The following is a 26,317-nucleotide window of genomic DNA, read 5'->3' as shown; positions in this document are numbered from 1 at the left end:
AACATTAAGCTTAGGCTAGAGGGTGCCGCGAATCTCTTCAATGACACCATCGCGCATCAAAATTTCCACTTGCATTTTTTGGATCAGGTTATCCCCTTTGGTGACGTAAAAGAAATTATCGACTTGACCCTGATCGACTTCCTGCCCGTCTTCTAGGCGTTGTACTTGATCCAATTGCTGTAGGATAGTATTTTTCTGCTGCAAGAGTTGGGCTTTCTGGTTGTTGGCCTGGGTCTGTACCTCTTGGATGCGGGCATTGACTAAGTCTTGGGCTTCCCCAGTTTTGCGCAGCTCGCCTATCACTTGCTGCAACTGCAAGTCTAATTGTTGAATTTGAATGTCAACTTGATTGAGTTGCGCCTGTAATTGCCGCTGGGCATCTTCTTTCCAAAGGGGGGTTACGACTGCTTTGACTGAAATTTGCCGCCGCAGGAGCAGTTTAGTGTCCATAGGATCTGTCATGTACGTCACTCAAACATGCCGTTAATCATATCGTGGTAGCGATCGCTCACAACATGTCGGCGAATTTTTAGGGTTTGGGTTAACAGGCCATTCTCTATAGTAAAGGGTTCGAGAATAAAGCGAAATGTGGCGATGCGATCATCAGGTCGGTAGCCCGGACGGTTTTGCACTTCCCGCAGCAGTTCGTGGCGGTACAGGTCTTGAACCACTTTACTCTCAAGGGTGATGAGTTCACCGACTCCTTGGGGACTGGGGCGATCGGGAAGTTGCAGGCGGTACCCTTTGGCGGTGGCCCACTGCTCTAGGGCATCTAGATTCGGGACAATCAAGGCACCTAAGGCTTTTTGGTCTTGCCCCACTAACATAATCTGATCGATATAGGCACTGCGCAGGCAGGCATCCTCCACCGGCTGAGGCTCAATATTTTCACCGTTGCTCAGAACAATTGTGTCTTTTTGCCGCCCGGTTAGCACCAGATCGCCATTGGCCGTCAGATACCCCAGATCCCCCGTATCAAACCAGCCCTCGCTGTCTAGAACCTTGGCAGTTGCCTCAGGTTTGTTGTAGTAGCCTTTCATCACCTGCGGCCCTTTGGCCAGTACTAACCCCTTTTGGCCAAATGCCATCTGAGCTTTGGTGTCTGGGTCAACTTTAATGGCAGTATTGGGAATAGGGCGACCCGCAGACCCCCGCAGGTTGGCCCAATAACGCCGCGCTGTTAAGACGACGGCTGTTTCAGTGAGGCCGTAGCCAACCAAAACCTCTAGACCAATCACTTCATAAAAGGTGTCCAAATGGGGAGCCAAGGCACCCCCACCACTAATAATTTGCTTAATTTCACCGCCGGTGGCCTCACGGATTTTGCGGTACACCTTCGCTTCGCCAAGCCGGTATAGGGGCTTCAGCAGCGCTGTTTGCAGCCGTGCGACAAATTTTTCCCAGCCGGTTGGGTTGGGGTTGGTTAAACTCAGTCCCGTAAGGAGTCGCCGTTGGAGGACGTATTGGCGACCCACACTGAGGAAAAACTGCGCTAGTCGCCGCTTCTTGGCGGGGGCATCCCGCAGTTGTTTTTGCACCCCTTCGTAAAACCCTTCCCAAATGCGGGGCACGGCAATCATGTAGTGGGGTTTACAACGTTTGAGGTCATTTTTGAAGTGGCGCAAGTTGGTGTAGGTTTGGGTACAACCCGCTGCAAATAAAAAATACTCTGCCACCCGCTCGTAGGCGTGCCAGATGGGCAAAATACTCAAGGTGCGATCGCCAACATTGGGTTGCACAATGGCCCAGAGGTTCACAATCTGACTCAGCAGACCACCGTGGGTGACCATAACTCCTTTGGGTTGACCCGTGGTGCCGGAGGTGTACATCAGGGTTGCCAGATCCGTGGGGGCGATCGCCACTGTGCGCACCGTACCGTACTGCCCTTCATTAAACACTTGGCTAAAGTTGAGGAGCCGTAGGGCGAACCCCTCCAGTTCTGGGGATTCTGTACTGAGCAGCACGACCGTTCTAACCATTGTTTCCGCTAACCCCGCCTGCAATTTTTGCAGGGTGGCAAGGTTTTCCACTAACAGCAGGGTTGAGCCACTATCGCGCAAAATATAAAGGAGTTCCTGCGCGTCGGCAGTGCCACTGCGGACAACATTAATGGCACCGGCCATCATACTCCCCTGATCAGCAATCAGCCAGCGGGGGCTATTGTCGGCAAACAGGGCAACGCGATCGCCATGTATAACCCCTAGGGCTTGCAGTCCTGCCGCAAAGCGTTGAATGCGTTGATAGAGTTCACTGTAGGTAATGCAGGTCGCGGGCTCTTCGTAGGGGGCATCGAGGGCGATCACATCTCCATGGCGCTGCGCCAACAATGGCCAGAGTTCCGGCAGGGCTTGGAGAGTTTTGTAGGGTAAAAAGTGATCCGGTAGCGAGGCATCCCCCACTAATCCCGTCACCGGAGTATAAGTATAGGCTGCCGTCGTCATCTCCCTCCCTCCAGATGCCTCATAAAGATAATAAATCGTCAATGCCGTAGCTAACGCAGTTTCAGGAATTTCAATGCGAAACTATACATGTTGGTGTGCCTTGCTTTACTGAAGAACTATGCTGCCCTTTGTGCTTGCCTCTGCTTCCCCTGCTCGCCGTCAACTGTTGCAACAAATTGGCATCGAGCCGATTGTCCAGCCCAGCCATTTTGATGAATCAGTGATTCAGGCAACAACCCCCACAGAACTGGTGCGCCTGTTGGCACGCTGTAAAGCGGAGACCATTGCCCACACCTACCCACCCCCTGCGGTGGTTCTAGGCTGTGACTCCGTGCTGGTGATGGATGGCAACATTTATGGTAAGCCCGCTTCAGCGGCAGAGGCGATCGCCCGTTGGCAGCGAATGCGCGGTCAAACTGGCGAGCTGTTAACGGGGCATGCCCTCATCGATGTAACTCACGGATACACCAGCGTCGAAGTGGAAACAACCCAAGTCACCTTTGCGCAGGTGAGCGATGCGGAAATTACGGACTATGTGATGTCCGGTGAACCCTTGGCCTGTGCTGGTTGCTTTGCCTTGGATGGCCGGGGGGGAGCCTTTGTGGAAAAAATCATTGGCACCCCTAGTAACGTCATTGGCCTGAGCTTGCCCTTGCTGCGGCGGATGCTGGCTCGTATGGGGKATGCCCTGACGGATTTTCGCCCCCCATGCATCTAGACAATGCTGTCGAATTGACCTATGCTAAGAGATTGCGAGTTAAGGAACTGTCATGAACGCCCAAGACATTATTCGCTCAATTGAAGCGGAGCAACTAAAAGATGACTTGCCCGTGATTCATGTGGGCGATCGCGTCCGGGTTGGGGTGAAAATTCAAGAAGGTGGCAAAGAGCGGGTTCAGCCCTACGAAGGGGATGTCATTGCCATGCGCAATAGTGGCATCAACCGCTCTATCACGGTTCGGCGCGTTTTTCAAGGCGTGGGTGTTGAGCGGGTTTTTTTACTGCACTCACCGCGAATTGATAGTATTAAGGTAGTGCAGCGGGGTAAAGTTCGGCGGGCGAAGCTCTACTACCTGCGCAATTTGGTGGGTAAAGCAGCGCGGATCAAAGCACGATTTGATCGGCCACTTTAAATACCTTTAGTCTTGCGTCCTTAGTTCAGTTGGTAGAACGTCGGTCTCCAAAACCGGATGTCGGGGGTTCGAGTCCTCCAGGGCGCGTTAATTTTTTACGCAGGGGTATAAGCGTAAGGTAACAAGGTTCTGTAACTGCTGAGCGAGGCGATAGGCTTGCTGCTCATAAAGTTCCAAGGTAATAGCGGCAGGGAGTTGCTCAATAAAGGCACGCGATCGCGGCAAGGGGAGGCCAGTAATTTTAGTAATTAAGTTGCCGATTTCTAAGGCAACTTCAGTATTGCGAGGGGCATCTAGCCAGAGTCGCCACGATCGCCGCGGTGCTAATGCTCCCTGTTCAATCCGCCGCAGTCCTTGAATCGTTGCTAAAATCACCAAGCGATCGCCCACGGTGAGTTGGAGCATATCACTGGGTAAACATTGCTGAGTGCCCTCACCACCGAGGAGTTGTTCGTGGCGATTGTAAAACACGGGTACCACGCCATAGCCGTAGGCAACCTCGCCGATGAGTTTGCCCACCAGTGTATCGCCGGCGGTGATGGTATAGTCGGCAATTAAAACCGTTTGCTGATCAATTTGAAACAAGCCCAACATCGTTTCGCCAAAGGCAGCGCCAGCAAAGGCTTCGGCAGCAAGGGCATAGGCGCACAGCGGCTGAGCATGGGGCAGTAAATCGTGGAGATCGCTACTGAGAATGGGGTCGTAAATGCCAACCACTAACCCTAGGGGAGGGCTTCGTGTTTCGGTGATTTGCCGCGCAATGAGAGCCGCTTCCAAGTTCAGCATTTGATCCGCCGTGGTGAGCACTATACTTTTGGCCGTCTCAAGACGGGTGTCGGAGAGTTTTTCGATGGGGCTGCCTAGGACAACGGGTAACTCTGGAAAGGCTTTGGCCTCCTCTGCGTGCTCGACTAAGACGAGCAGGGGTTGCTGAAAGGTTTGTAGCAAGCGAACAACTGCTTCACCAATTTTGCCTAGCCCGACCACAATCACATGGTTGGCGGTGGGTAAGGGTGGCCGTGGCCGCAGAAAGTCAAAGCGAGCCTGCAGCAGTTTTTCGGCTAGCAGACCTAAAACGCCCAAAATAAAGAGCAAACTAACAATGGCAATGAGAATACAGATTAGCAACAGCCATGGCGGAATGGGGTCATCCTCTAGGCCGCCAAAGACATCGCTAAACCCCCCTAGCAACAGAATAAACCCAGCGGTAAATGCCTTCTGCCAACTGATACCTTCAACGTTATAACGCAGCAACAGAGTGGTTAGCAGCCACAGGCCACTGCCAATACACAGGCCGCTAAAGATGAGTTGGCGGGAGCGATCGCCGTGAATCCACTGCCAAGACTGCCTTAAGCGCGCTGGGCAAGACTGAACCTGCTCAATCCACCGTTGCCATTGAGACTGGGGTGGTGGAGCCGGGGGCTTGATGCTCTCCACCCGCTCAATCCAAATGGGGCGATCGCCCAGTTGCAACACCTGATCCGGTGGCCAATGGTAAAACAGACGGTTGGGCCAAAGGGGCTGAAACACTGAAGGAGAGGGATGACTGGCCTTGATAGCAATTAAGCGTTGTTGGCGTTTGTGGAAGCGATAGGTAGGAAATCCGTAGAAGCGATCCGCTGGGGTGGCAATCTGATGTTGTAACACCCGAAATTGCTGCCCCTCGATCGTAAACGCTGCCAGAATCTCGTCTTCAAGAGCAGCAAGGGCAAAGGCAGGCGCAGGGAGCTCCGTGGGGTTCAATGCCACAAAGCTACCTAACTTTTGCTGGAGTAGCGCATTCAGGTTATCCCGACCAGAGCGAACGACTAAATGCACCGTCGGATTCAATCGCCGCGCCACAATAGCGGTGGCAATATTCGTGGCCTCATCGCTGGTCACGGCCAACAGCGCACGGCACTGATCAATGCCCGCTGCGCGGAGCACCTCGTCTTGGCGGCAATCACCCGTCAGGATAGTATCGCGCAACCGCTCGCGCAGATGGGGAATATCCCATTCAATGGTTGCGTGACGCTCAACCGCACAAACCTCAATGGCGAGGCGATCGCCCGCAAACTGCAACAAACTCTGAATGCAAAACTGCCCTAGGGTACCCAAACCACAGACAATAAAGCGATCTGGCGGCACGGCTGCTGCCATTTGAGCAGGGGGAGCTGATGCTTCTGTAGCAGAGGTCGCTGACCACGCCTGAGCCCAGTAGGGAAAAGGCTGGCTAGGTGCAGCCACAACAATCCCCAGAGACGTGATGCTAGACTTCGACCACTGCCCCCAAACGCGATTGCCCCATGCCTGAATCGTCGCCAGATCTAGATTTAGCCCCTCAATCCATACACCGAGGTGGCGATCGCCCTCATCAATGAACCACACTGCCCGCTGCCCCAACAGGTGTTGCAGTTGCTGATCGATGATCTGGGGCAAACTTGCCATAGCCCGTTTACACGCTTACATCAGCCGCGAGACCAAGTCTTGGCGATCAATCCCCTTGCCAATCACCACCAATCGCGTGTGCTGGGATTCGTGGGGCTGCCACAGGCGATCGTAGAACACCTCCAACCGCTGACCCACCCCCTGCACCACCAGTCGCATCGGCTTCCCCTCAATTGCCGCAAAGCCCTTGATGCGGTAGATGTCGGGTTCCTTTAACAGGCGCTCAAGGGACTGGCGTAAACCATTGAGGTCGCAACATCCCATCTCTAGGCAAACCGCCGCAATCTCCTCATCATGATCATGCTCCGCCTCACCATCGTGGTGGCTAGGTCGCTGCCCTAAATCCTCCTCAACCGCTGCATTAAACCCAAGAAGTAACTCTGTCGGCACCTGCCCGTGGCTAGCCGCAATGACCTTAATGCGCGAGGGCAGTTGGGCTTGCAGGCTCTCAACAAGGTGCTGAGGTTGACCTGCTGCTAGCTGATCGGTCTTGGTCAGAATCACTAAATCGGCACAGGCCAGTTGATCGTTAAAGAGTTCGTCTAGAGGCGTGTCATCGTGCTGCAAACTCTCATCTGCGGCCTTTTGGGCAAACAGTGCCTCCACATCGGCACTCACTTGTCCAGCGGCGAAGGCGAGTCCATCCACCACCGTCACCACGCCATCTACCGTGGCAGCATGGCGTACCTCTGGCCAACGAAACGCCATCACCAAGGGTTTGGGTAATGCCAAACCGGAGGTTTCAATGACAATGTGGTCAATTTGCTGCCGCCGTTGCAGCAACGCCTGCATCGTTGGCAAAAATTCATCCTGTACCGTGCAGCACAGACAGCCGTTGGTCAGCTCCCAAATCCCAGCCGTTTCGCCACAGCACGACTCTAGCAGGTCGCCATCAATCCCCACATCCCCAAACTCATTGACAATCACCGCAATCCGTCTGCCCTGGGCATGGCTGAGCAGATGACGAATCAGAGTGGTTTTGCCGCTACCTAAAAAGCCAGTAATGATCGTTACAGGAATCTTTGCCGCCATTAAAAGACCTCAACCTGTGGGTAGGCGTTGACGTGGTGTGCCCCTTCGCCACAGGTGCGCGGGGTTGGAAACAGTTTTTCCGGATTGGCGAGCCGCTTCGGATCAAAGGCTGAGCGCACCTGCTGCATGGTTTCTAGATCCGCTGGGCTGAACATTTCAGGCATGAAACAGGCTTTGTCACTACCAATGCCATGCTCGCCGGAAATACTTCCTCCCAAGCGCACACAGAGCTTGAGAATTTCCCCTCCAAGAGCTTCGACCTCAGCAAGGGCACCGGGCACGGCTTGATCGTAAAGAATCAGAGGATGCAAGTTGCCATCCCCCGCATGGAAGACGTTGGCAATGCGGTAGCCGCTGCGCTGACTCAGTTGCTCAATTTCCTTAAGAACGGTAGCTAATTGACTGCGGGGAATCACGCCATCCTGGACAAAATAGTTCGGACTCAGGCGACCCGCAGCTGCAAAGGCGGCTTTGCGACCTTTCCAGAGGCGTAGGCGTTCCTCGGCGGCGGTAGCAATCCTGACGTGGCGCGCCCCTTGAGCATAACAAATCTGTGACACTCGCTCTTGGAGGACGGGCACTTCTGCCTCTAGGCCATCCACTTCCACCAAAAGCACCGCCCCAGCATCCCGGGGATAGCAATTGGTCGCCACTACGTCTTCAACCGCATTGATGCTGAGGTTATCCATAATTTCCATCCCAGCGGGAATAATGCCAGCACGGATAATGGCAGAGACCGTTTCCCCTGCTGCTTCAATTGTGGTGAAATCTGCCAATAGGACGGCGATCGCCTCCGCTTGCTTCAGAACCCGCAGGCGAATTTCCGTGGCAATTCCCAAGGTTCCCTCAGAGCCAACAAACACACCCGTCAGATCGTAACCGGGCATCTCTGGCACAGCTCCGCCCAGTTCAACAATCTCACCATTGGGCAAGACGACCGTTAGTCCCAAAACATGGTTAGTGGTTACGCCATATTTTAAGCAGTGAACCCCACCAGAGTTTTCTGCGACATTGCCACCGATGGAGCAAATAATCTGACTTGAGGGATCCGGTGCGTAGTAGTAGCCCTGATCGGCAACAGCTTGAGTAACCCAAGCGTTAATGACCCCAGGCTGGACAACAACTTGCTGATTCGCTAGATCCACGTCCAGAATTTGGTTCATGCGGGCGGTAACAATCAGGATGCCATCGGCCAGCGGTAAGGCACCACCCGATAGCCCCGTTCCTGAGCCCCGAGCCACAAAGGGTACACGGTAGCGATCGCATACCTTAAGAATAGCCGCCACCTGCTCGGTAGTGGTGGGCAGAACCACTAACTTTGGCCGTTGGCGATATATGGCTAGGCCATCGCATTCATACACCAAGCTTTCCGACTCATCAGTGATTAGTCCGCTACTGCCGACAATGAGCAGCAGTTCCTCTGTAATGCGTTGCCATGGAGTGGTTTGCACCAGTGTGTTCATTGGCATCCCAGCGTTGGCTGACCCTATCTATTGTGCCAGACGCACCAGACATCCTCAATCAGTTCCAATGAGTGCTCTAAGGCGCAGTGGCTAACCTTGGAACTGCTCTTGCCAACTCGATGGAGAGCTAGTCCTGCAAGAGCGTAAAGATTTATAACCCTTACCCTCCCTTACTGTTAAGAGTTACTGAATTTCTCTAAAGCTGCCAATTTTGAAGTGATAGATTCAGTCTGTAGCTTCTATACGCTCTATATGGTGCGTTTTTGAACCATGAGCCAACATCTTGCTCGTCTCCTCACACCGATCCTAGTAATTTTGAGCACTACGTCAACCGCTTTTGCCTTGCCGCGCGGTGGTTTTGGTGGTGGGCTTGGCGGAGTTCGTGCTCCATCCGTTGGTGCTGAGCGCAACTTCAGTAATCGTTTTGTAGATGTTCATCCCACTGCCAACTGGGATAACCGCGTCAACACGATTGATCCCAATATTCGCAACATTGATAATCGACCTATTAATAGCAGCAATATCAACAGTAATCGCATTAACATTAACAACGCTGGCAACACAATCAACTGGAATCGCAATAACAATGTGATCGTTAATCCTAACTGGAATCGCGGCAATTGGTGGTGGCATGGTGGAAATCCATGGTATCCCAATCCGGCCTATTGGGGGGGTGGATTTTGGGGCAACCTTGCGGTAGGCGTCACCTCAGCGGCTGTGGCGGGTGCGGTTGCTGGCAGCGTCAGTAGCCCGACGGTTGTGGTGAATAGCCCTGGGGGGCAATTGCTCTCTACCTATGGCCTAGTGCAAGTTCCCTGTGGCGGTAGCGTTGTGGTTCTCTATGGCCCCTCAGGCAGTGTCGTGTGTGCCCAACCGACCAGTGCTGTTCCCGCCGGTACCTATACGATTGACAGCAATAGCTTGTCTTTAATTCCCCAGTACTAAGCCATTGTCAAGCATCATCAAACCTATACGTTACGAGGACTTTATGCGTCAGCTTTCATCTCTTGCCCTTAGTACGCTTTTTGGAGCAACCCTCATGGTAACCCCTGTGATGGCTCGTGGGTTTGTCAGTGTTGTCTCTGACAGTGGTGAAACCACCGAGTACGACGATGTTCAGGTCACCCATACAGGGAATCGCTTAGTCCTCAGCGGCACCCGCGAATCGGGAATGACGGAAACTCTGACCATTGAAAAAGATCAATGCGTTCAGGATGGAAAGGTTCAGTTTTGCTCCGGCGGAACGGTCAGCCTCGAGCATTATCGGGTGACTGAAGTGATTCAATATAGAAATTTGGCGGTTTACACCAATACAAGCAATACCCCAGTCCAAGTTCCCGGTACCCTTGTGACCCTTGGCCCCAATACCTTCATGTTGGAGATGAAAACCCTGAAGGGCACCTATATTTCAGCATTTGGGGAGTTTGATCGGTAAAGTTCCACGCTGTCTTCTGTGGGAGTATGTCAACGTAGATTGACTCAATTTTTCGGTGGCATAGCAGCTATCCATCAAGACGATGCGCAACGGTCACCCAGAACTGTCCAGTTGGCCTGTTACACGCAAGCCCAGTCTCGATCGCCAGCACTCGTTCCTCTGTCGGTTACTGCATTAGACTAGAAACTGCTCCCAACCATCCCCAAACTGAAAACACATCGTTGGAAAAATCGCTTCCAGATTTGGATCCGGTCGCGGAATCACTGTTGAAGACAGATACAGAGTTTTCTCCTTAGGGCTTTCGGCAGGAATCCGTTTGGCTGCTTCTACACCAGCTGCAACCGCAATTTGCACCTCTGACACATCGCCACGAACAATAATTGTCAGCCGCGCCCCACTCACACGCTCATACCCTACAAGGGTGACCCGGGCAGCCTTGACCATCACATCAGCAACAGCCAACGCGGGAGGATGACCTAGCACTTCCACCATCCCAACGGCAATGGGCATGAATGCAGCTCCTAAACAAAAAAGACGGTTACACTCGCTTGTGAGGTGCCTGACCCCAAGACTAGGCCAGCCTCGTCAGGTATTAAGGGGGTGGACTGAACGAGACGCCCCCTCTTATACGTGCGATGTCTTAGGGTTTAGGCGCGGCAGCGTAAGCTCAGCATACCATTTCCTCTGTACCCACACATAAGCCAGATCTGGAGTAACCATTACAGATGGTTATTACCAGAATCAGATTTGCTGATGCGTTGACGTTACCCTCCCATGAGGTTGTTGGATACACTCACAATCTGCCAAGACGTGTCCCCTCAGCCCCATAATGAACTAAGGTTAGCAATTTGTGGTTTAACGATGAGATATTTGCATCTAAGCACACTCTTTCCACGGCTAGTTGCATTGCTGGCAGTTATATTCCTCGTGAGTTGTGCCTCTCTCTCTTCGGTTGCTGACACTAGTTCGATTCCTGGAGCACAAAGTAATACATCTATGGCAAATTTACCTCGACTGAATGGTGATGCCACCGTAGTGATCACCGTTAATGATCGCCCAATTACCATTCAGGTCAATGGTGCCGCAGCACCCATTACGGCTGGCAACTTCGTTGATCTTGTCAATCGCGGTGTTTACGATGGCACTGTGTTTCACCGCGTGGTGCGCGAGCCACAGCCGTTTGTGGTGCAAGGGGGAGACCCGCAAAGCACTGATCCGACTGTGTCACCCCAACTGTACGGCACTGGCTCATTTATTGATCCAAAGACAAATCGCCCCCGTTACATTCCCCTTGAAATTTTAGGCAAAGGCAGTAGCACTCCTACCTATAGTCAGGCAGGCAAGGTATCACCGCAACTCAATCACACCCGCGGCGCAGTGGCGATGGCGCGATCGCAATTGCCGGATTCCGCCTCGGCGCAATTTTACATTGCGCTGCAACAACTCGATTTTCTGGATGGCAACTATGCTGTCTTTGGTTATGTTACAGAGGGGATGGATGTGGTGGACAGTATCCAAATGGGCGATCGCATCCAGTCTGCTAAAGTCGTGGCGGGGCTGGAGCATCTACAGCAGCCATAAGCGATCGCCGGCGAAAGCGTTGGCGGAGGGTGGGCAACAGCCGCAAGCAAAGGCTATAGGTGAGCAAGCCAGCAACAACCCCCACCCAAACACTGCCAAACATCAGAATAGTAGCCATTTGTCCCCCCTGCTCAAGCACTGATGGCCAAGAGTCCACGCCTGTTAATACTAGGGATGGCTGACCCAACAGCCACCAGCCCACTTGAAAGTTGAACCAAAACAGGGGCACATAGGTAAAGGGATTACTGACCCAAGTTGCAAGTGCTGCGAGGGGCTTGTTCCCTCGCAGGAGAAGTGCCAAGCCAACAGCAATAATCATTTGGCCACCAAACAGAGGCAACATACCAGCAAACACACCGGCTGCCAGCCCCCGTGCCACATGTTCAGTACTCCCATGGGAGCGCATCAGACGTAAATAGTAGTAACGAACCGACCGTCGTAAGTTTTGCTGCCAGCGGAAGCGGCGTGGATGCTCAAACAAGGGCAACGGCACCATAAGGTTCTCGGTAGAGCTTGAAATGAACTAACTACCCCGCTGTGTAGGCGGTACGGGTTTACGAAACCCCACTTTCCACCATAGCAGAGAATTTCTTTCTCTTCTTGTGCCCTAGGCGCTTGATTGATCCCGTCTGCTTGCACGCCTCTGAAGTAGCGCCAAGACAGCCAAGACTACGTCCAGTTGCTGATTCGTCGCCACTGTACATTACAATCTCGTCAACAATAACCCTTAAGCCCATTTGCCGTACACTTCTGTGCTATGCTCCTAGGTAAGCGGCTTGCCAGCGCAATAGTGACACGTGTCAACGTCTTTTTCGCCCCCCTTAGTCATGACACCAATTCTCCAGCAGCACGAGGGCTGTGTGGAGACTTTTTGCTGTCTGTTATTGACAGCGCTACCACAAATGTCTTAAGATGCAAGATCCGCGTTTTAGCGATACCCTCTAGAGGATATACATGGCTAGTAACCAGACTTACACGCCACCCGCTTTTACCTTGCCAGACCTTGTCGAGATTCAGCGGGCCAGCTTCCGATGGTTTCTTGAAGAAGGGCTAATTGAAGAACTAGAGAGTTTCTCACCTATTACGGATTATACGGGCAAAATTGAGCTGCACTTCTTAGCCAAAGACTACAAACTGAAGCAGCCCAAGTATGAAGTAGATGAGGCCAAACGTCGGGATGCCACCTATTCAATGCAAATGTACGTCCCGACCCGTTTGATTAATAAAGAAAACGGCAACATTATTGATCAGGATGTCTTCATTGGGGATCTGCCCCTGATGACCGACCGTGGCACATTTATTATCAATGGTGCTGAGCGGGTCATTGTCAACCAAATTGTGCGCAGCCCCGGCGTCTATTACAAGTCTGAAACGGACAAAAATGGGCGCCGCACCTACAATGCCAGCCTTATTCCTAACCGCGGAGCATGGCTAAAATTTGAGACCGATAAAAATGACCTCCTGTGGGTGCGCATTGACAAAACCCGTAAACTATCGGCTCACGTGCTTCTCAAAGCCTTGGGCTTAAGTGACAGCGAAATTAGCGAACGGCTACGTCACCCTGAGTACTACCAAAAAACCGTTGAAAAAGAGGGTAAATTTACCGAAGAAGATGCCCTCATTGAGCTATACAAAAAACTGCGCCCTGGGGAGCCACCCACCGTTTCTGGCGGTCAGCAGTTACTTGAGTCCCGTTTCTTTGACCCCAAGCGCTACGATCTTGGCCGCGTGGGTCGCTATAAGCTCAACCGCAAGCTGCAACTGAATATCCCTGACTCGGTGCGGATTCTCACCCCAGAGGATATTTTGGCGGCCATTGACTATCTCATTAACTTGGAATTTGACCTTGGTAGTATTGACGACATTGACCACTTAGGGAACCGTCGGGTTCGCTCGGTGGGAGAACTGCTCCAGAACCAAGTGCGAGTGGGCTTGAACCGCCTTGAGCGGATTATTCGCGAACGGATGACGGTTTCCGATACCGATTCCTTGACCCCTGCTTCGTTGGTGAATCCCAAGCCCCTAGTGGCGGCAATTAAGGAGTTCTTTGGCTCCAGTCAACTGTCGCAGTTCATGGATCAAACCAATCCCCTAGCAGAGCTAACCCACAAACGGCGCTTGAGTGCCCTAGGTCCAGGTGGGCTGACACGGGAGCGCGCTGGTTTTGCGGTACGGGATATTCACCCCAGCCACTATGGTCGCATCTGCCCGATCGAAACCCCGGAAGGCCCTAACGCCGGTCTAATTGGCTCCTTGGCCACCCATGCCCGGGTCAATGAGTACGGGTTTATTGAAACGCCCTTCTATCCGGTGAAAGAGGGACGAGTCCTCAAAGATCAGCCCCCCATTTACATGACGGCAGACGAAGAGGATGATAAGCGGGTGGCACCCGGAGATGTCTCCACCGACGAAAACGGCTACATCCTTGGGGATGTGGTACCTGTGCGCTATCGCCAAGACTTTACCACCACCACTCCCGATCAGGTGGACTATGTGGCAGTCTCGCCAGTGCAAATTATTTCGGTGGCCACTTCCCTGATTCCCTTCCTTGAGCACGATGACGCCAACCGCGCTCTGATGGGGTCTAACATGCAGCGGCAAGCGGTTCCCCTGCTGCGATCGCACCGTCCCTTGGTGGGTACCGGCTTGGAAGCGCAAGCTGCCCGTGACTCGGGGATGGTCATCCTCAGTCAAACGGATGGGGTCGTGACCTATGTGGATGCCAACCAAATCCGCATCAAAACCGACAACGGCGGCGAGCTAACCTACACCTTGCAAAAATACCAACGCTCCAACCAAGACACCTGCTTGAATCAACGCCCCATTGTCTTCATGGGCGATCGCGTCCGTGCAGGTCAAGTCATTGCCGATGGATCAGCCACCGAGGGAGGCGAGCTGGCCTTGGGGCAAAACATTCTTGTGGCCTACATGCCATGGGAAGGCTACAACTACGAAGATGCCATCCTCATCAGCGAGCGGTTGGTGCAGGAGGATGTCTATACCTCCATTCACATTGAAAAATACGAAATCGAGGCGCGGCAAACCAAACTTGGCCCCGAAGAAATTACCCGCGAAGTTCCCAATGTCTCAGAAGATGCCCTGCGGCAACTGGACGAAAACGGCATTATCCGCGTCGGCGCGTTTGTTGAAGCGGGGGATATTCTGGTGGGCAAAGTTACCCCCAAAGGCGAGTCGGATCAACCACCGGAGGAAAAACTGCTGCGAGCCATTTTTGGTGAAAAAGCACGGGATGTCCGGGATAACTCCCTACGGGTACCCAACGGTGAAAAAGGCCGTGTCGTTGATGTGCGCGTCTTTACCCGCGAGCAGGGAGATGAACTGCCCCCGGGCGCCAATATGGTGGTGCGGGTCTATGTGGCTCAAAAACGCAAAATCCAAGTCGGCGATAAGATGGCGGGTCGCCACGGTAACAAAGGGATTATTTCTCGAATTCTACCGGTGCAAGATATGCCCTTTTTACCAGATGGTCGCCCGGTAGATATTGTCCTCAATCCCTTGGGGGTGCCCTCGCGGATGAACGTCGGCCAAGTTTATGAGTGCTTGCTGGGCTGGGCGGGTGAATGTTTAGGGCGGCGCTTTAAGATCACCCCCTTTGACGAAATGCACGGCAAGGAAAAATCTCGCGAAACCGTGCATGCCAAACTGCAAGAAGCCAAAGAAAAAGTAGGTCAAGATTGGGTCTTTAATCCTGCGGATCCGGGCAAAATGGTGGTCTATGATGGCCGCACCGGTGAACCCTTCGATCGCCCCGTCACGGTGGGGATGGCCTACATGCTCAAGCTAGTGCACTTAGTCGATGACAAGATTCATGCCCGCTCAACTGGCCCCTACTCCCTCGTGACCCAGCAACCCCTTGGTGGCAAAGCACAGCAGGGAGGGCAACGCTTTGGCGAAATGGAAGTATGGGCACTGGAAGCCTACGGCGCCGCCTATATTCTGCAAGAACTGCTCACCGTTAAATCTGACGATATGCAGGGGCGCAATGAAGCCCTCAACGCCATTGTCAAAGGTCAATCCATTCCGCGACCGGGCACCCCAGAGTCCTTTAAGGTGCTGATGCGGGAGTTGCAATCCCTGTGTCTGGATATTTCTGTGCGTAAGTCCAGTATTCCCAGCTTTGATGACGATGGCGAGACCAAGCCAGACCCCGAAGTGGATCTGATGGTGGATGTCAGTCCACGGCGTACCCCTGTGCGTCCCACAATCGAATTTGAGTCCTTGCAAGGGGATGACTTTGAAGAAAAAGACAGTGTCACCACTCCCTAGATCAACAGCTACGTGGGGGGAGTTTTTGCCTCTCCCTTTAACCTATTTATTGCCAGAGGATTCGTGAGTTTATGCCCAGAATCGAGCAACGCTTTGACTATGTAAAAGTGTCTCTCGCCTCACCGGAACGCATTATCCAGTGGGGAGAGCGCACCTTGCCCAACGGTCAAGTCGTGGGTGAAGTCACAAAGCCAGAAACCATTAACTACCGCACCCTCAAGCCAGAAATGGACGGTCTCTTTTGTGAGCGCATTTTTGGCCCAGCAAAAGATTGGGAGTGTCACTGCGGTAAATACAAGCGCGTGCGGCATCGCGGCATTGTCTGCGAACGCTGTGGTGTGGAAGTCACGGAATCTCGGGTACGGCGGCACCGCATGGGCTACATTAAGCTGGCCGCCCCTGTGACCCATGTTTGGTATCTCAAGGGAATTCCCAGTTACATGGCCATTCTCCTTGACATTCCGCTGCGGGATGTAGAGCAAATTGTTTATTTCAACTCCTATGTGGTGCTTAACCCCGGCAATCATCCCAACTTGACCTATAAGCAACTGCTCAGCGAAGACCAGTGGCAAGAGATCGAAGAGCAGATCTACAGCGAAGATTCCGAACTTGAAGATATTGAGGTCGGTATTGGTGCTGAGGCCATTCAACGTCTTTTACAGGATTTGGATCTGCCCGCAGAAGCAGAGCAATTGCGGGAAGAAATTCTTAACTGTAAAGGCCAGAAACGCGCCAAGCTCATTAAGCGCCTGCGGGTGATTGACAACTTTATTGCCACAGGAGCTAAGCCGGAGTGGATGGTGCTCACGGTCATTCCAGTGATTCCGCCGGATTTGCGCCCCATGGTGCAGTTAGATGGTGGACGCTTTGCCACCTCTGACCTCAATGATCTCTATCGGCGCGTGATTAACCGTAATAATCGCCTTGCCCGCTTGCAAGAAATTCTGGCACCGGAAATTATTGTCCGGAACGAAAAGCGGATGCTGCAAGAAGCCGTGGATGCGCTGATTGACAATGGCCGCCGGGGTCGCACGGTGGTGGGTGCCAATAATCGCCCCCTCAAGTCCCTCTCCGATATTATTGAGGGCAAACAGGGACGCTTCCGTCAAAACCTGCTTGGAAAACGGGTGGACTACTCCGGTCGCTCGGTGATTGTGGTGGGGCCAAATCTGCAAATGCACCAGTGTGGCTTGCCCCGGGAAATGGCCATTGAATTATTCCAGCCCTTCGTGATTCATCGGCTGATTCGCCAGCAGATTGTCAATAACATTAAGGCCGCCAAGCGCATGATCCAGCGCAATGATCCGGTGATTTGGGATGTGCTCGAAGAAGTCATTGATGGGCATCCGGTGCTGCTGAACCGCGCCCCAACACTTCACCGCTTAGGGATTCAAGCCTTTGAGCCGATTCTGGTGGAGGGTCGGGCGATTCAACTGCATCCACTGGTGTGTCCGGCCTTTAACGCTGACTTTGACGGCGACCAGATGGCGGTTCACGTTCCCCTCTCTATTGAAGCCCAAGCGGAAGCACGGATGCTGATGTTGGCGTCTAACAATATCCTCTCGCCAGCAACGGGTAAGCCCATTATTACGCCTAGCCAAGATATGGTGCTCGGCTGCTATTACCTGACGGCGGAAAATCCAAAGCTACCGGACTATGGCGATCGCTACTATGCCAACTTTCAAGACGTTGTCATGGCCTACGAACAAGGCAAGTTACCGCTACACGCCTTTGTCTGGGTTCGCTACGACGGCGCTGTGGATGATGGCGATACCAGTGAGCCAACGGTGACCACCCACAGTGACGGCTCACGATTACTGGAGTATGCCCTGCGGCGGGTCAAGGAAGATGCCAATGGTCAACTCATTTCTCAGTACATCCGCACCACCCCCGGTCGTATTATCTACAACCAAACCATTCAAGAAGCCCTAGCCAGTTAATTTGGGAGACCCCATCACCATGACTGAGACGACCCCTGTTTTCTTTAACCGCATCATTGACAAAAAAGGATTGCGGAATTTAATTTCGTGGTCTTTCAGCCACTTTGGCACTGCCCGCACAGCGGAAATGGCCGACAAGGTCAAGGATTTGGGTTTTCGCTATGCCACCCGCGCAGGTGTCTCCATCAGCGTTGATGACCTCTTGGTGCCGCCGAAAAAACAAGAGTTGCTCCAAGCTGCCGAAAAAGAAATCAAAACCGCTCAGGATCGCTACTCTCGCGGGGAAATTACCGAAGTAGAGCGCTTCCAAAAGGTCATTGACACTTGGAATACCACCAATGAAGAACTCAAAAACGAGGTGGTGCGTCACTTCCGGAATACAGATGTGCTCAATTCCGTCTATATGATGGCCTTTTCGGGAGCACGGGGAAATCTTTCCCAAGTCCGGCAGTTGGTGGGGATGCGTGGTCTAATGGCTAACCCCCAAGGGGAAATCATTGACTTGCCGATTAAAACGAACTTTCGAGAAGGGTTGACGGTTACGGAGTACATTATCTCCTCCTACGGTGCCCGTAAGGGGCTGGTGGATACGGCTCTGCGCACGGCAGACTCAGGTTACCTGACGCGGCGACTGGTGGATGTTTCTCAGGATGTCATTATCCGTGAAGAGGACTGCGAGACTGAGCGCGGTATTACCCTGCGCAGTATGACTGTAGGCGACAAGGTGCTGGCTCTTGAAGATCGCTTGCTGGGGCGAGTGGCTCTTAAGGATGTGTGCCATCCAGAAACCGGTGAGGTTCTTGTAGCTAAAAATCAACCCATTTCTGCTGAATTAGCCAAAATTATTGTCAAAGCAGGCATTGAAGAGGTTGCGGTGCGATCGCCCCTGACCTGTGAAGCCACCGGCTCCGTCTGCCGTCTGTGCTACGGTTGGAGCCTCGCCCACGCGCAACTGGTGGATATGGGGGAAGCCGTCGGGATTATTGCCGCTCAGTCGATTGGGGAGCCTGGCACGCAGTTAACGATGCGCACGTTCCACACCGGCGGTGTATTTACTGGCGAAGTGGCGCGGCAAGAGCGATCTCCCTTTGCCGGAACGGTAGAGTATGGCAAAAAACTCCGCGTGCGTCCCTTCCGCACCCGCCATGGAGAGGATGCCTTCTTAGTGGAAACCTCCGGCAAGTTGAGTGTCAAAGCTGGACAGCGCAGCCAAGAGTTTGACCTTTCCCAAGGGTCAGTTCTCTTAGTCAAAGATGGCGAACAGGTGACAGCGGGGCAATTGCTAGCGGAAGTTGCCCAGACCTCCCGCAGTGTGCGCAAGTCCACCGAAAAAGTCACCAAGGACGTGGCCTCTGACCTCGCAGGTCAAGTGAAGTTTGTCAATCTTGAGGCAGAAGAGAAGCGCGATCGCCAAGGCACCACCACCCGGGTTGCCCCCAAAGGAGGATTAATCTGGGTATTGTCCGGCGAAGTGTATAACCTGCCTCCCGGAGCCGAGCCTGTGGTAAAAAATGGCGACTCTATTCAGGCGGGGGCGGTGCTTGCGGAAACTACTGTTAAAACTGAACACGGTGGGGTTGTCCGCCTACCGGAACAGCAGGAAAGTAAAAGTGGCCGTGAAGTTGAAATTATTACCGCCTCGGTGATGCTGGACAAAGCCAAAGTGCTTAAAGAAACGCATCAAGGCCGCGAGCACTACATCATTGAAACGGCTGCGGGTCAACGCTTTTCCTTAAAGGCAGCTCCGGGCACAAAGGTGGCCAATGGCCAAGTTGTCGCGGAACTCATTGACGATCGCTACCATACGCCGACTGGCGGTATTCTCAAGTACGCCGACATTGAAGTGGCGAAAAAAGGGAAAGCCAAACAAGGCTACGAAGTGCTCAAGGGCGGCACACTCCTGTGGGTGCCCGAGGAAACCCATGAAGTGAACAAGGATATTTCCCTGCTGTTGGTGGAGGACAGCCAGTACGTGGAAGCGGGCACCGAAGTCGTCAAGGACATCTTCTGCCAAAACAGCGGCGTTGTAGAAGTCATCCAAAAAAATGACATTTTACGGGAAATTGTCATTAAGCCTGGAGACCTCCACTTAGTGGATGATCCTGAAGCAGCACGACTGAAGCACGGCACCCTCGCCTATCCGGGAACTGAAATTTTGCCGGGGTTGGTCGCCGAGTCCCTCTGTCAAGTGGACTACCTTGAAGATAGCCCTGAAGGACCGGCAGTGCTCCTGCGCCCTGTGCAAGAGTTTAGCGTGCCTGATGAGCCATCGGTGCCCAGCCAAGATTCCAGTGATGCCTCTGGTCAATCTATTCGCCTGCGGGCAGTCCAACGCCTTCCCTATAAGCATGATGAGCGGGTCAAATCCGTGGATGGGGTCGATCTGCTGCGGACACAACTCGTCCTTGAAATTGGCAGCGAAGCACCACAGTTGGCGGCAGACATTGAAATTGTTGCTGACGAGTCCGACACCGAGGCGCAACGGCTACAACTGGTTATTTTGGAATCCTTGGTGATTCGGCGGGATGTCTCTGCTGACCAAACCCAAGGGAGCACCCTCACCTCCCTGCTAGTAAAAGACGGCGATCATATCGAGCCGGGGGCTGTCATTGCCCGTACGGCCATCAACGCCAAGCAGGCGGGGCAGGTACAGGGAATTCTCCGCAGTGGTGAATCAGTCCGCCGTATTTTAGTCATTACCGAGGACGATCTCCTCCGCATCGATACCAACGGGAACCCAGCCAGCGTGCAGGTTGGCGATCTCTTACGTCCGGGGGACGAAATTGCCAAAGGGGTTGAGTGTCCTGAAACCGCTGCCGTCATGGAGGTTGCCAGCGATCACGTTGTGCTGCGGTTAGCACGCCCTTACCTTGTTTCACCGGGGGCAGTCTTGCAGATCGAAGACGGTGACTTGGTCCAGCGGGGAGATAACCTTGCCCTCTTGGTCTTTGAGCGGGCGAAAACCGGCGATATTATCCAGGGTCTGCCACGGATTGAGGAACTGTTGGAGGCTCGCCATCCCAAGGAAAAATGCATTCTAGCCATCCGCCCAGGCACCTGCCAAGTGACCTACAGCAACGATGACACCGTTGATCTCAAGGTTATCGAAGAAGATGGTGCTATCCAAGAGTACCCGATGCTGCCGGGGCAAAACCCAATTGTCGTGGATGGGCAAAAAGTCAATGTTGGCGATCCGCTCACCGATGGCCCAATTGATCCCCATGACATCCTCTCTATTTACTTCGAATACTACAAACCCGAAGGCCTATTGAAAGCAGCCCAAATTAGCTTGGAAAAAGTTCAAGCCTTCTTAGTCAACGAGGTGCAGTCGGTGTACCTTACCCAAGGGATTGAAATTTCCGACAAACACATCGAAGTGGTGGTGCGGCAAATGACCGCCAAGGTGCGCATCGATGATGCCGGAGATACCATCCTCATTGCTGGGGAAATGATGAGCCTGCGTCAAGCCGAGCAGGCCAATGAACCCATGGCGCTAACCGGCGGTGCCCCTGCCCAATACACCCCTGTTCTATTGGGCATTACCAAAGCCTCGCTGAATACCGATAGCTTCATTTCCGCCGCCAGTTTCCAAGAAACAACGCGGGTACTGACTGAAGCTGCCATTGAGGGTAAATCGGATTGGCTACGGGGTCTCAAGGAAAATGTGATTATTGGTCGTCTTATTCCGGCTGGCACGGGCTTCAATAGCTATGAAGACACTGCCAATGGCGAGGAAGAAGGTTTTGAGGAGAGTGAAGATCGCTCTGGTCGCACCCACATCGTAACCTTTGAGCCTGAGCCTGAACCAGTGCCGCCCCCTACTGCAGACTTGAGCGAAGATGTGTTAATCGACGATGAAACGGCATCTCACGTTGTCCAGCAATTTACTGGCTCCCGTTCCAGTCGTGCCGCATCTAGCTACGACCTCGATGATGAGGATGAGTTGATAGGGGATGACCTCGATGACGATGACTTTGAGGATGATTATGAGGATGACGAAGACGACGATTGATGCTCATTGAGCCAAGCGCCGACACGTCCTATCGGATTGGGAAGCAATTCACGTGCGATCATTGGGGCTGGCAGGGTGGCGCTGATTCTAACGGTGCAAAAAACGCCCAAGCAGTGGCAGCGCTTGTAAACTGCCCTAGTGGTTCTTGCTTGTTCAAGTCATGGAGACTCCTTGCGGTGCAGGGAGTCTCAACATATTAGTAACTTCCCTAGCCGAGAGTTATAAACGAGAGTTCGGGACAAGGACGCGCAGGTAGGCTAGCCCTGCGTTGCTCAAACTGGCAATCAACACCCCCTGATTGCAACCACAAAAGAGTACACTAGGGACGATATTACTAATTTGTAAAATTTTATAATTTGTCACGCTTTCGCCATTGACAGGCGATCTTCAGGAGGTTCTATGGCACGAACAGAATCCACAATGCTGGCCTTGGGTACCCCAGCACCCGACTTTCAACTCCCCGATGTGGTGACCGGACAAACCATTTCCCTGAGTACCTTTGCCGAGAAAAAGGCGCTCTTGGTGATGTTTATCTGCCGCCATTGCCCCTACGTCAAACATGTCGAAAAGGAACTGGCTCAACTGGGACAGGACTATAAAGACAGTGACTTGGGTATTGTGGCCATCAGCGCCAATGATGCAGCCGCTTACCCAGATGATGCCCCCGATTCCCTGAAAGCGATGGCAACGGAATTGGGGTTTACCTTTCCTCTGTGCTACGACGAGAGTCAAGAAACTGCTAAGGCCTATACCGCGGCGTGCACCCCAGACTTCTTCCTCTTCGATGGCGATCGCAAACTGGTTTACCGTGGGCAATTAGACGATAGCCGCCCCCGCAACGATGTACCAGTGACCGGCAAAGACCTACGGCAGGCGATTGATACTGTTTTAAGCGGTGGCACCCCCAGCGAAGATCAAAAACCAAGCCTGGGCTGTAATATCAAGTGGAAACCGGGGAACGAACCGGCCTACTACGGTTAACACTGGCGCTAGTCGATAAATGCTGGTTTGGGCATGATGAAATAGACAACAGTGGCACTTTTACACCAGCTTGTCAGTCATTGCCCTACTGGTATTATCAATGCCAAGGGTTCCGCTGTGTTGACGCGACTAATTTTTGGGTGTGTGTAGTGAAAAAGCAACCTTCTCCCCTTTTGCCAATGCTGCCTGTGGCGGCTGCTCTCAAAACCGTGACCATGGCCATCACGGCGGGGGCAATTGCCCTTGGCACCGTTGGTCTAGCGGCTGTACACGCCCAAGATACGCCTGCAGTGGATAGCGCGCCACCAGCAGTCACCACACCACCTGAGCCAACCCCTGCTCCAGAATCAGAGCCTCCCGCCACTACGTCCACACCGGCAGTGCCACCGCCCTCTGTGAGCCAACCTGCCGCTGACGAACCCCAAGTTCTGATTGCTGAAGTGGTGGTGGAAGGGGCAACCCCAGACCTCGAACAACTGGTCTATCAGGTGATCACCACCCGTCCGGGAGGCACTGCCACTCGCAGTCAACTCCAGCAGGACACCAACGCCATTTTTGCAACCGGTTTCTTTGCGGATGTCAATGCTCAGCCCAGCGACACACCTCTTGGGGTACGCATTACATTTGTGGTGCGCCCCTATCCTATTTTGCGTGCTGTTCAGGTGGCCGGGAACCAAGTCCTCAGCCAAGAGCGCGTCAGTGAAATTTTTGCCCCCCAAGTGGGTCGCAATATTAACCTGAAGCAATTGCAAGAAGGCATTGAGCAAATTAATGCCTTTTACAAAGACAATGGCTACATTTTGGGTCAGGTCGTGGGTACCCCCCAAGTGGATCCCGATGGCGTCGTCACGCTACAGGTGGCCGAAGGGGTGATCGAAGCAGTAACCTACCGCTTTCTGAATAAAGATGGCGAACCCACACGCCAGCACACCCGAGATTTTGTCATCAGCCGCGAAATGGACACCCAGCCCGGTGTGGTTTTGAACCAAAATGTTGTCCAAGGGGATTTGCGCCGTTTATTTGAACTCGGCTTATTTGAAGATGTACAGGTTGCTCTCGAGCCTGGTCAAGACCCGCGCAAAGTTAATCTGATCCTCAACTTCAAAGAACGCAACACCGGTAGCATTTCTGCTGGGGCAGGCTATAGTTCAGCAGCAGGGCTGTTTGGTACCGTAGCGTTCCAGCAAAATAACCTCTTTGGCCGCAACTGGAAGTTTGGTGTTGAGGCACAGGGGGGTACCGAAGGGGAATTCCTGTTTGATGTGAATTTTACCGATCCTTGGATTAAAGGGGATCCCTATCGCACCTCCTATACCGTGAGTGCCTTCAACCGCTTAAACGTTCCCTATACCTTTAGTAATGGCCCAATTAATGTCCCTCTGCCCAACGGTGACCTTCCCCGAATTAACCGTTTGGGGTCAGCGATCTTCTTTACACGCCCCTTTACTAAAGATCGGGATTTAGTGCGCACCGCTTGGACTGGCTCGGTGGGGCTACAGTACCAGCGGGTCACCTCGATGGATGGGGGCTTCGTTCGCTTTGACACAGATAAGTTGGGAAATTGCTTAACCTTTCCGGATAATGGGGTTTGCCGCGGCTTTAACGACCTCTTTACAGTGCAAGCAGCCATTTTGCGAGATTTACGCAATGACGTGCTGCGACCCACCAGTGGCCAAGTCATTCGCTTGGGGGTAGATCAGTCGCTGCCGCTGGGGGCAGGCAATATTTTGATGAGCCGTGTCCGTGGTAGCTACAGCTTTTATATTCCTGTGAATTTCTTGAGAATTGAGGGGCCGCAAACCCTCGCATTTAACATCCAAGCAGGGAATATCTTCGGTGATTTACCCCCCTACGAGTCCTTTACGATTGGTGGGGCAAACTCGGTGCGTGGTTGGGAAGAGGGAGCCATTGGATCGGGGCGTGCCTTTGTGCAGGGCACCGTGGAGTATCGCTTTCCCATTTTCAATATTGTGGGTGGTGCCCTATTTTTTGATGGTGCCAGTTTGCTAGGCACCCAGTCCAGTGTGCCCGGTCAACCCGGCATTGTGCGGGGCAAACCCGGTGAAGGCTTAGGCTATGGTGCAGGTCTGCGGGTCAACACTCCCTTAGGGAATGTGCGGGTGGACTTCGGCTGGAACAATGAAGGGGGAAATGCCTTTAGTTTTGGCATTGGTGAACGCTTCTAGGAGGAATGAAGATGCACACTGCACCATTGCCAACTGCGGTTGACTCGTCGTGCCAACACACCTTGGCGGCACCCCAGCACTGGTCAGGGGTTGGCTTGCACTCTGGGTGTGAGGTTAGCGTCACCCTGCAGCCAGCCCCAGCCAACAGCGGTCGCTGCTTTGTACGGGTAGATTTACCTCAGCACCCCAAGATTCCTGCCCGGATTGACCACGTACAATCGACACAATTGGCCACAGAGCTGGTAGGCGCTGGCGCAAGTGTTCGCACGGTGGAGCACTTACTCGCAGCACTGGCGATCGCCGGTGTGGACAACGTCGTCATTGAAGTGTCAGGGGCGGAAGTTCCTGTCCTCGATGGCTCAGCGCAACCATGGCTGGATGGCATACTCGCTGTGGGGCTGGCGGCACAGGAGGCACAGCGTCCCTGTGGTGCGCTCAGAGAACCCATTACCCTTTACGAGGGCGACGCCTTTGTCAGTGCTGTGCCTGCTCCCGCAACCCGGGTAAGCTACGGGATTGACTTTGCCTATGCAGCCATTGGTCGTCAGTGGTGTAGCTTTAGCCCTGCCGAGCTAGCAACAGAGATTGCCCCCGCGCGTACCTTTGGCTTTGCTGAGCAGGTGGAGTATTTGCGTGCCCAAGGCTTGATTCAAGGCGGGAGTTTAGACAATGCCCTTGTGTGCAGTGCAACAGGATGGCTCAATCCACCACTACGGTTTGCCGATGAACCAGTGCGTCACAAGCTACTAGACTTCTGGGGCGATTTGGCTCTTTTGGGGGTTCCCCCCACTGCCCATTACGTGGCCTACAAAGCCAGCCATCACCTGCATACTCAACTGGCAAGGGCGATCGCCCCCCGTCTGTCCCCAGCTAGCACCCATTCTCGCCTATGATTTGTTTATCCCTCATTGCCAATCCGACTGTCTATGGCCACCTTGACCGAATTGCCTCCCACCTCGCCCGTCCTGAGTGTTACCGACCTGCAACAGTTACTCCCCCACCGTTATCCCTTTCTCCTTGTGGATCGGGTGATTGACTATGTCCCCCAAAAGTATGCCGTGGGGCTGAAGAACGTAACCATCAACGAACCATTTTTTCAGGGGCATTTTCCGGGTCGCCCTATTATGCCGGGGGTGTTAATTGTCGAAGCCCTTGCCCAAGTGGGGGGGGTGGTGCTGATGCAAATGGACTGGGCGAAAGATAAGCTCTCAGTCTTCGCGGGGATTGATAAGGTGCGTTTTCGGCGACCGGTTGTGCCGGGGGATCAGTTAATTCTGCGCGCAGACTTGCTCGTGGTGAAGCAGCAGCGTATCGGCAAAATGCAAGGCCGTGCTGAAGTCAATGGCCAATTGGTATGTGAAGGCGAGATGATGTTCTCCCTTGTGGACTAGTCAGAACA

The 26,317-nt window shown here is 53.3% G+C and carries 19 protein-coding genes and 1 tRNA gene; 13 read left to right on the top strand and 7 right to left on the bottom strand.

All coding sequences use genetic code 11. The features are described 5' to 3' along the window. Positions 1–15: 15 nt before the first annotated feature. Together L5220_RS06165 and L5220_RS06160 are read right to left on the bottom strand one after the other, a co-directional pair. Positions 16–450: a YlqD family protein gene (locus L5220_RS06165; RefSeq protein ID WP_499572369.1), complete on the bottom strand. Its 435-nt coding sequence runs from the start codon at positions 448–450 to the stop codon at positions 16–18. Between the two features lie 17 nt (positions 451–467). After that, complete coding sequence (locus L5220_RS06160; protein ID WP_499572367.1) at positions 468–2,441, bottom strand: long-chain fatty acid--CoA ligase; 1,974 nt, start codon at positions 2,439–2,441, stop codon at positions 468–470. A 118-nt stretch (positions 2,442–2,559) separates the two neighbouring features. On the opposite strand from L5220_RS06160, the gene L5220_RS06155 reads away from it, so the two are divergent. From L5220_RS06155 to L5220_RS06145, 3 genes are all read left to right on the top strand, one after another. Next, positions 2,560–3,159, top strand: coding sequence for a Maf family protein (locus L5220_RS06155; RefSeq protein WP_499572365.1), 600 nt, complete (start codon positions 2,560–2,562; stop codon positions 3,157–3,159). 52 nt (positions 3,160–3,211) lie between these two features. Beyond that, positions 3,212–3,574, top strand: a complete 363-nt coding sequence (gene rplS, locus L5220_RS06150) for a 50S ribosomal protein L19 (RefSeq protein WP_099798839.1) — start codon at positions 3,212–3,214, stop codon at positions 3,572–3,574. Between the two features lie 14 nt (positions 3,575–3,588). Then, positions 3,589–3,661, top strand: a tRNA-Trp gene (locus tag L5220_RS06145). On the opposite strand, the gene L5220_RS06140 is transcribed toward L5220_RS06145, so the two are convergent. The 3 genes from L5220_RS06140 to glcD are packed head-to-tail and all read right to left on the bottom strand — an operon-like array spanning position 3,662 to position 8,496. Further along, positions 3,662–6,001: an NAD-binding protein gene (locus L5220_RS06140; RefSeq protein WP_499572363.1), complete on the bottom strand. Its 2,340-nt coding sequence runs from the start codon at positions 5,999–6,001 to the stop codon at positions 3,662–3,664. It lies immediately after the preceding tRNA gene. A 15-nt stretch (positions 6,002–6,016) separates the two neighbouring features. After that, positions 6,017–7,033 carry a cobalamin biosynthesis protein CobW gene (gene cobW / locus L5220_RS06135; RefSeq protein WP_499572361.1) on the bottom strand — a complete coding sequence of 339 codons (1,017 nt, stop codon included), beginning with the start codon at positions 7,031–7,033 and terminating at the stop codon, positions 6,017–6,019. Next, positions 7,033–8,496 (bottom strand): glycolate oxidase subunit GlcD, encoded by a 1,464-nt coding sequence (glcD, locus tag L5220_RS06130; protein WP_099798842.1) that lies wholly within the window; start codon positions 8,494–8,496, stop codon positions 7,033–7,035. Before glcD ends, cobW begins: the two co-directional genes overlap by 1 nt. A gap of 270 nt (positions 8,497–8,766) precedes the next feature. Here glcD and L5220_RS06125 point away from each other — a divergent pair, with 270 nt between their 5' ends. Continuing rightward, on the top strand, positions 8,767–9,441 hold the full coding sequence (locus L5220_RS06125) for a hypothetical protein (RefSeq protein WP_499572359.1): 675 nt from the start codon (positions 8,767–8,769) through the stop codon (positions 9,439–9,441). A gap of 43 nt (positions 9,442–9,484) precedes the next feature. Continuing rightward, positions 9,485–9,931, top strand: a complete 447-nt coding sequence (locus L5220_RS06120) for a hypothetical protein (RefSeq protein WP_499572357.1) — start codon at positions 9,485–9,487, stop codon at positions 9,929–9,931. Between the two features lie 174 nt (positions 9,932–10,105). On the opposite strand, the gene L5220_RS06115 is transcribed toward L5220_RS06120, so the two are convergent. Beyond that, positions 10,106–10,441 (bottom strand): carbon dioxide-concentrating mechanism protein CcmK, encoded by a 336-nt coding sequence (locus L5220_RS06115; RefSeq protein WP_099798844.1) that lies wholly within the window; start codon positions 10,439–10,441, stop codon positions 10,106–10,108. A 351-nt stretch (positions 10,442–10,792) separates the two neighbouring features. Between L5220_RS06115 and L5220_RS06110 the strand changes: the two genes are divergently transcribed. Further along, complete coding sequence (locus L5220_RS06110) at positions 10,793–11,512, top strand: peptidylprolyl isomerase (RefSeq protein WP_099798845.1); 720 nt, start codon at positions 10,793–10,795, stop codon at positions 11,510–11,512. On the opposite strand, the gene L5220_RS06105 is transcribed toward L5220_RS06110, so the two are convergent. Then, positions 11,472–12,008, bottom strand: a complete 537-nt coding sequence (locus L5220_RS06105; RefSeq protein ID WP_499572355.1) for a DUF2062 domain-containing protein — start codon at positions 12,006–12,008, stop codon at positions 11,472–11,474. The genes L5220_RS06110 and L5220_RS06105 overlap by 41 nt on opposite strands. A 458-nt stretch (positions 12,009–12,466) precedes the next feature. Between L5220_RS06105 and rpoB the strand changes: the two genes are divergently transcribed. The 7 genes from rpoB (at position 12,467) to fabZ (ending at position 26,309) form a co-directional block, all read left to right on the top strand. Further along, positions 12,467–15,799, top strand: coding sequence for a DNA-directed RNA polymerase subunit beta (rpoB, locus tag L5220_RS06100; RefSeq protein WP_099798848.1), 3,333 nt, complete (start codon positions 12,467–12,469; stop codon positions 15,797–15,799). Positions 15,800–15,870: 71 nt separating this feature from the next. After that, positions 15,871–17,739, top strand: coding sequence for a DNA-directed RNA polymerase subunit gamma (locus tag L5220_RS06095; protein ID WP_099798849.1), 1,869 nt, complete (start codon positions 15,871–15,873; stop codon positions 17,737–17,739). A 13-nt stretch (positions 17,740–17,752) separates the two neighbouring features. Beyond that, on the top strand, positions 17,753–21,751 hold the full coding sequence (locus L5220_RS06090) for a DNA-directed RNA polymerase subunit beta'' (RefSeq protein ID WP_499572504.1): 3,999 nt from the start codon (positions 17,753–17,755) through the stop codon (positions 21,749–21,751). A 399-nt stretch (positions 21,752–22,150) separates the two neighbouring features. Continuing rightward, a complete protein-coding gene (locus tag L5220_RS06085; protein WP_448514104.1) occupies positions 22,151–22,732 on the top strand; it encodes a thioredoxin family protein in 582 nt (193 codons plus the stop codon). A gap of 149 nt (positions 22,733–22,881) precedes the next feature. Next, positions 22,882–24,918, top strand: coding sequence for a BamA/TamA family outer membrane protein (locus L5220_RS06080; RefSeq protein WP_499572353.1), 2,037 nt, complete (start codon positions 22,882–22,884; stop codon positions 24,916–24,918). 11 nt (positions 24,919–24,929) lie between these two features. Continuing rightward, positions 24,930–25,811: a UDP-3-O-acyl-N-acetylglucosamine deacetylase gene (gene lpxC, locus L5220_RS06075; RefSeq protein WP_448527719.1), complete on the top strand. Its 882-nt coding sequence runs from the start codon at positions 24,930–24,932 to the stop codon at positions 25,809–25,811. Positions 25,812–25,844: 33 nt separating this feature from the next. Continuing rightward, the gene (gene fabZ, locus L5220_RS06070; RefSeq protein ID WP_099798853.1) at positions 25,845–26,309 is read left to right on the top strand and encodes a 3-hydroxyacyl-ACP dehydratase FabZ; all 465 of its coding nucleotides are present in this window, start codon (positions 25,845–25,847) and stop codon (positions 26,307–26,309) included. Positions 26,310–26,317: the final 8 nt, after the last annotated feature.

This window comes from Synechococcus sp. PCC 6716 (assembly GCF_022570815.1).
In the GTDB taxonomy this organism is placed as follows: domain Bacteria; phylum Cyanobacteriota; class Cyanobacteriia; order Thermosynechococcales; family Thermosynechococcaceae; genus Thermosynechococcus; species Thermosynechococcus lividus.
The sequence above is the reverse complement of the archived record's forward strand: the minus strand, read 5'-3'. Positions and strand labels throughout refer to the sequence as shown.

What these genes read in the sequence shown, in the direction of transcription:
- L5220_RS06165 (WP_499572369.1), bottom strand. Translation starts at nt 450, where the DNA reads ATGGACACTAAACTGCTCCTGCGGCGGCAAATTTCAGTCAAAGCAGTC.
- L5220_RS06160 (WP_499572367.1), bottom strand. Translation starts at nt 2,441, where the DNA reads ATGACGACGGCAGCCTATACTTATACTCCGGTGACGGGATTAGTGGGG.
- rplS (WP_099798839.1), top strand. Translation starts at nt 3,212, where the DNA reads ATGAACGCCCAAGACATTATTCGCTCAATTGAAGCGGAGCAACTAAAA.
- L5220_RS06140 (WP_499572363.1), bottom strand. Translation starts at nt 6,001, where the DNA reads ATGGCAAGTTTGCCCCAGATCATCGATCAGCAACTGCAACACCTGTTG.
- cobW (WP_499572361.1), bottom strand. Translation starts at nt 7,033, where the DNA reads ATGGCGGCAAAGATTCCTGTAACGATCATTACTGGCTTTTTAGGTAGC.
- glcD (WP_099798842.1), bottom strand. Translation starts at nt 8,496, where the DNA reads ATGAACACACTGGTGCAAACCACTCCATGGCAACGCATTACAGAGGAA.
- L5220_RS06125 (WP_499572359.1), top strand. Translation starts at nt 8,767, where the DNA reads ATGAGCCAACATCTTGCTCGTCTCCTCACACCGATCCTAGTAATTTTG.
- L5220_RS06120 (WP_499572357.1), top strand. Translation starts at nt 9,485, where the DNA reads ATGCGTCAGCTTTCATCTCTTGCCCTTAGTACGCTTTTTGGAGCAACC.
- L5220_RS06115 (WP_099798844.1), bottom strand. Translation starts at nt 10,441, where the DNA reads ATGCCCATTGCCGTTGGGATGGTGGAAGTGCTAGGTCATCCTCCCGCG.
- L5220_RS06110 (WP_099798845.1), top strand. Translation starts at nt 10,793, where the DNA reads ATGAGATATTTGCATCTAAGCACACTCTTTCCACGGCTAGTTGCATTG.
- L5220_RS06105 (WP_499572355.1), bottom strand. Translation starts at nt 12,008, where the DNA reads ATGGTGCCGTTGCCCTTGTTTGAGCATCCACGCCGCTTCCGCTGGCAG.
- rpoB (WP_099798848.1), top strand. Translation starts at nt 12,467, where the DNA reads ATGGCTAGTAACCAGACTTACACGCCACCCGCTTTTACCTTGCCAGAC.
- L5220_RS06095 (WP_099798849.1), top strand. Translation starts at nt 15,871, where the DNA reads ATGCCCAGAATCGAGCAACGCTTTGACTATGTAAAAGTGTCTCTCGCC.
- L5220_RS06085 (WP_448514104.1), top strand. Translation starts at nt 22,151, where the DNA reads ATGGCACGAACAGAATCCACAATGCTGGCCTTGGGTACCCCAGCACCC.
- lpxC (WP_448527719.1), top strand. Translation starts at nt 24,930, where the DNA reads ATGCACACTGCACCATTGCCAACTGCGGTTGACTCGTCGTGCCAACAC.
- fabZ (WP_099798853.1), top strand. Translation starts at nt 25,845, where the DNA reads ATGGCCACCTTGACCGAATTGCCTCCCACCTCGCCCGTCCTGAGTGTT.